This window comes from Halorubrum sp. CBA1125 (assembly GCF_009742825.1).
Lineage (GTDB): Archaea > Halobacteriota > Halobacteria > Halobacteriales > Haloferacaceae > Halorubrum.
Genome location: NZ_WPCE01000195.1, coordinates 1 through 5,021, shown reverse-complemented (window position 1 = coordinate 5,021; position 5,021 = coordinate 1). Strand labels below are relative to the sequence as shown.

General features: G+C 70.3%; 4 protein-coding genes and 1 pseudogene. 2 read left to right on the top strand and 3 right to left on the bottom strand.

Translation table 11 applies throughout. The features are described 5' to 3' along the window. Both GJ633_RS13725 and GJ633_RS13720 read right to left on the bottom strand, forming a co-directional pair. Positions 1-340: pseudogene (locus GJ633_RS13725) on the bottom strand (hypothetical protein); the annotation flags it as partial. A gap of 82 nt (positions 341-422) precedes the next feature. Beyond that, positions 423-1,667 carry an NAD(P)/FAD-dependent oxidoreductase gene (locus GJ633_RS13720; RefSeq protein WP_156589265.1) on the bottom strand — a complete coding sequence of 415 codons (1,245 nt, stop codon included), beginning with the start codon at positions 1,665-1,667 and terminating at the stop codon, positions 423-425. Between the two features lie 161 nt (positions 1,668-1,828). Between GJ633_RS13720 and GJ633_RS13715 the strand changes: the two genes are divergently transcribed. Both GJ633_RS13715 and GJ633_RS13710 read left to right on the top strand, forming a co-directional pair. Next, positions 1,829-3,046 (top strand): PQQ-binding-like beta-propeller repeat protein, encoded by a 1,218-nt coding sequence (locus tag GJ633_RS13715; RefSeq protein ID WP_156589264.1) that lies wholly within the window; start codon positions 1,829-1,831, stop codon positions 3,044-3,046. A gap of 77 nt (positions 3,047-3,123) precedes the next feature. Continuing rightward, positions 3,124-3,720 (top strand): DUF6149 family protein, encoded by a 597-nt coding sequence (locus tag GJ633_RS13710; protein ID WP_156589263.1) that lies wholly within the window; start codon positions 3,124-3,126, stop codon positions 3,718-3,720. Positions 3,721-3,760: 40 nt separating this feature from the next. On the opposite strand, the gene GJ633_RS13705 is transcribed toward GJ633_RS13710, so the two are convergent. Next, positions 3,761-5,021: ABC transporter substrate-binding protein (locus GJ633_RS13705; RefSeq protein WP_156589262.1), on the bottom strand; the 1,261-nt coding region annotated here is incomplete at its 5' end.

Here is a 5,021-nt window from a genome sequence, read left to right as displayed (position 1 = left end):
TCGGTACGCGGCGTCTGCCGTCTGCGCCGTGCTCGCCGGCCGCGAGTGCCTCCGCGAGCAGCCACGTCGCGCCGGCGAGCACGGCGACCGTGAGGTACACCGTGGGGGAACCGGCGAGCGGCGCGACCGCCCGCGGGAGCGCGCCGACGACGTACAGCACGTGGGCGGCGGACCCGAGGACCATCCACGGCGCGAGCGCCAGCACGCTGGCGGCGTCGATCCCGGGTCGTCGGCGACGGAATCCGACGCCGACCCCGCCGGCGGCGAGCAGGACGGCGACGAGGTACGGCGCGGGCGGGAGCGTCGTCCCGGCGGGGAGAAAGGGGAGGCCTTCGAGCATCACCGGAAGGGGGCGCGCTCCGGGTGAAAGGGTTTCGGGTTTCGACGGTTCGGCGGTCGTCTCCGTGCAGGGGATCTCCCGTCTACTGCTCCGTCTCGGTCGCCGCCGCGAGGTCGTCGACCGAGAAGCCCGGCTCCATGAGGCGGTCCGTTTGGCCGCTCACGTCGCGCTTCTCGCGCATCAGCTGTTTGAACGCCGACTGCGGCGAGAGGTCGCCGATGAGCACGCCGCCGACGACCCGACCGTCCTTCAGCGCGACGCGGCGCCACTCGCCCTCGGCGGTGGTCGCCTCGACGGAGTCGTCGCCGAGCGTCGGGTGGCCGAACGAGAGGAACGGGAAGTCGAAGTGGGTGATCGAGTACGAGGAGACCCACTCGAACGCCTCGCTGCCGTAGTCGATCATGTTGCGTGCGGCGATCGACCCCTGCTCTTTGGCCGACCCCCACGAGCCGTTCTTGCCCCGCTCGCCGAGGATCAGGTCGTTGAAGGTGGTGATGTCGCCGGCGGCGAACACGTTGTCCACGCTGGTGCGCATGTACTCGTCGACGACGATCCCGTCGGCGGTCTCGATCGGCGTGTCCTCGACCAGTTCGGTGTTGAAGTTCAGCCCGATGGCCACGCCGGCGAAGTCGCACTCGTACCGCTCGCCGTTCGGGTCGACCGCGGCCGCGACGTGGCCGTCGTCGTCGACCTCGAAGTGATCGACCCCGGAGTCGAAGACGGGCTCGACGCCGCGCTCGCGCATCGCGTCGTGCATGATCTCGGCGCCCTCCTCCGAGAGCGCGTAGCGCCACCAGCAGTCGCCGCGCATCAGGTACTTCGCCTCGACGTCCTGTGCGCCGCAGATGGCGGCGAAGTCGATTCCGAGGAGCCCGGCGCCGACGATGACGGCCTTCTCGGCGTCCTCGACGCTCTCTTTGATCTTCCGGGCGTCCTGGAACGTCCAGAAGTGGTGGATTCCGTCGGCGTCAGAATTCCCGACCGGGAGCTGCTGGGGCGTCCCACCCACCGCGAGCAGGAGGCTGTCGTACGCGAACGTCTCGCCGTCGTGGGTGTGAACCGCGTCGTTCTCGACGTCGACGTCGACGACGACGGTGTTGAGCCGGAGGTTGACGTCGTGGTCGTCGTACCACGATTCCTGGTGGATCGAGATTGGCGCCTCGGGGAGTTTCCCCTTGGCGTACTCTTTGATCAGAATCCGATTGTAGAGGGACTCCCCCTCGTCGGTGAGTACCGTGATCTCGGCGTCAGGTGCCTTCTCGCGGAGCGTCTCCGCGGCGGATGCGCCCGCGATTCCGTCCCCGATGATCACGTACGAATCGCTCATATGCCCGCGTTCGGATTCGGGGTTAATGTGGATTGCCATCCGCGTGCGAGACTTCCGGATCTCCGCGTGCCGACGAACGGACGGTAGACGGGCGGTGAGTCGGTGAAACGGCCGTTTGTGCCTTCCGAAGGCACTTACCCCGCCCGGCGATCGCTGCTCCCATGAACAGGCGAGCTCCACGCATACCCAGGCGATCGGCGCTCGCCGCCCTCGCGAGCGGCGGGATCGCCGGCGTCGCGGGCTGTCTCGGCAGCGTCGGGGAGAACCCGACGACGTCCGAGCCGAACCGCGAGGTGCCAACCACCGGGACGGCGGAGCGATCGCGTTCGCAGTTCCAGGGGTCGCCGGCGCACACGGGCCGGCTCGACGCCGCCGGACCGACCGACGACGTCGAGGTCTTCTGGCGGCGGACGCCGTACCGGTACGACCACTCGCAGCCGGTCGTCGTCGGCGATCGGGTGTACGTCTCCTTCGCCGGCAACCTGGTCCGGCTGGACCTCGCGACGGGCGAGCGGCGGTGGACCGCGGACGTCGGCCACGACGGGTCGTCGACCCCGGCGGTCCGCGACGGAACCGCCTACGTCACGGTCTGGAACGGCGGGGCGGACGCCGACCGGGGGCTGGCGGCCGTCGACGTCGAGGACGGTCGGGTGACGTGGCGCGGCGTGACCGACGCGGACGTGACCACCTCGCCGGCCGTGACGGCGGACGGCGTGTTCGTCGGCGGTGGCTTCGAGACGACGACGATCGCCGCGTTCGACCACGACGGGACCGAGCGCTGGCGGCACGATCTCGCCGAGTACGCCTCGACGCCCGCGGTCGCCGACGGGACCGTCGTCTACGGCGCCGGCGCCCCGCGCGTGGTCGCGTACGACGCCGCCTCGGGCGACCGACAGTGGACGGCCGACGTCGACGGCGACGCGACCGCCTCCCCGACCGTCTCCGACGACCGCGTGCTGGTCGGCACGCGCGCGGGCACGCTGTACGCCCTCGACGTGGCGGACGGCTCCGAGGTCTTGACGGTCGATCTCCCCGGCTCCGTTCGCCGATCGGTCGCCGTGGCCGACGGCCGCGCGATCGTCCCGACCGAGGAGGGCCTCGTGGCCGTCGACGGCGACGGATCTCGCCCGTGGACCGTCGACGCGATTACGGCGGCGACCGCGCCCGTTATCGCCGGCGACGTCGCGTACCTCGGCGACGGCCGGACCGTCCGCGCGCTGGCGCTCGACGACGGGACGGAGCGGTGGGCGTTCCGGACGCGCGAACGCTCCTACACCGACGTCCTGCTCCAGGGGGTCCGGGCGGCGCCGACCGTGGTGAACGGGGTCGTCCTCGTCGCCACGCAGGCCGGCGACGTGTACGCGCTCGGCGAGGCGTGAGCCCGGAGCGCACCCCCCTCGTCTCCCGGACCCGTTCTACGCCACAGATTCAAGGCCGTTCCGACCCAACCGAACGTATGAAGATCCGGCAGAACATCCGCCACTGGGCCGCAAAGAAGGCGCTGACCACGCCGGTGGTCCGCGACGTCGCGAACGACAAGCTCGTCGACCTCCACACGAGCATCTTCCTCAACACGGCCGACGAGGACCGCCGCGAGGAGCGCCGCGACCACCTCGACGGCTTCTTTGACGCGACGATGGACGCGTACGTCGCCGCCCTCCAAGCCGGGTTCTCGGAGGCCGAGGCGCGCGAGATCACGCACATCCAGGCCAACTTCGACTTCTTCAACCACGGCTGGACCGAGATGATGGAGATCCCGGGCGACGAGCTGGAGGAGCACTACCGGCGTTACGAGGAGTTCTTCGACGAGCACGGGATCACGATCGACGACCCGCTCGGCGAGTTCCGTCCCGTCGAAGGCGTCGCCGAGGCGCCCGCCACGTCCGAGAAGCTGCAGACGCCGGAGTACGAGAACGCGATCGCCGGCTTCGCCGACGACGTGTACGTCGAGACCGATGCGGGCGAGACGGTCGTTGGCGGCGACACCGAGGAGCCGGACGAGGTCGACCCCGCCACCGCCCCGGGCCTCGACGAAGACGAGGCGAGCGCGTAGCCGCCGGGGTTACGCGCTCGGCCGACCGCTCACTGGTCGCTCACTGGTTCAGTACGCTCGACCACTGGCTGGTGTAGGTCGCCTGCGCGGGCTCGAAGGAGACGCGCTGGTCGACCGTCCCGTCGAGGTTCTCGAATGACGTCACGTACTGCTCTTCGAGCGACTGGCCGTACGCGTCGTTGAGGTACAGCGTCCCGGACGTCTCGGCGCCGACGTTGTCCCCGCGCGCCAGTTCGGCCATCGCGGGCCCCTGCAGGAGGTCGGAGGGGCAGGTCCGGAAGATGTAGTCGTCGTCCTCCAGGTCCGTCACGGCCGGGTCGGTCGAGGACGGCGAGATCCCGACGACGCCGTTCGGGATGAACACCTGGTCGCACACCTGGAGGTTCACGTTCGAGGAGGCGGGTCCGACGACGGCGCTGAACCCGGCGTTGACCAGCGCGTTCGCGCCGGAGATCCCCGCCTGCGGGTCGGTCTGGGTGTCCTCGACGCGCGTCTCGACCGTGACGTTCAGGTCGGCGTCGTTGACGTGCTGGGCGGCGAGCAGCGCCCCGTCGCGGATCGGGCCGCCGAGCGGTCCGAGGTCGCCGGTCTCCGGCATCAACACGCCGATGCGGGCCGTGAACTCGTCGACGCCGGCCGGTTCGGCCGCGGTGGCGCTCTGATCCTCCTCGGAGAGTTCGTTACCGAACTCCAGCGTGTTGATCGTCTCCAGGTTCCCGTCCTGGAAGTCGATGATGTCGTACGCGGCCGTCGCGATGTCCCCGTTGACGTCGAAGTTGACGCTCGAGGACGCGCCCACGTAGTCGATGGGGTCGCCGGCGGCGACCGTCTCGACCGCCTCCGGGAGGTCGGCCGGCCCGAACTCCTCGCCGTCGGGGTTCGCGACGGTGCGGACCCGGTCGCGGATCGCGCTCCCGGTGTTCTCGCCCGCGGCGGTCGCGGCGAGGATCTCCACGGCCATCGCGTCGTACGCCTGCGCGGTGAACACGCCCGGCTCCTGGTCGTAGGTCGCCTGGTACTCCTCGGTGAAGAACTCGGCACCGGGCCCGCCCGCGGACGGCGCCGTTCCGATGACGTTGTTCATGTCGTTGTCGACCTCTTCGGGGAGGCTGCTGTCGATCAGCCCGTCGGGGACGATGATGTCGAGGTCGGGCGTGCTGTCGGCGAACTCCGAGTAGTAGTCGCGGAACAGCTGGATGCCGGACTCCGGGAACCCGACGACCATCACGGCGTCGGGGACCTCACCGCCGGAGCCGCCGTCTCCGCCGTCGCCTCCATCGCCGCCGTCGCCTCCATCGCCG

Bases quoted from the DNA above. Each gene is read 5' to 3' on its own strand.
- GJ633_RS13720 (WP_156589265.1), bottom strand. From the start codon at position 1,667: ATGAGCGATTCGTACGTGATCATCGGGGACGGAATCGCGGGCGCATCC.
- GJ633_RS13710 (WP_156589263.1), top strand. From the start codon at position 3,124: ATGAAGATCCGGCAGAACATCCGCCACTGGGCCGCAAAGAAGGCGCTG.
- GJ633_RS13715 (WP_156589264.1), top strand. From the start codon at position 1,829: ATGAACAGGCGAGCTCCACGCATACCCAGGCGATCGGCGCTCGCCGCC.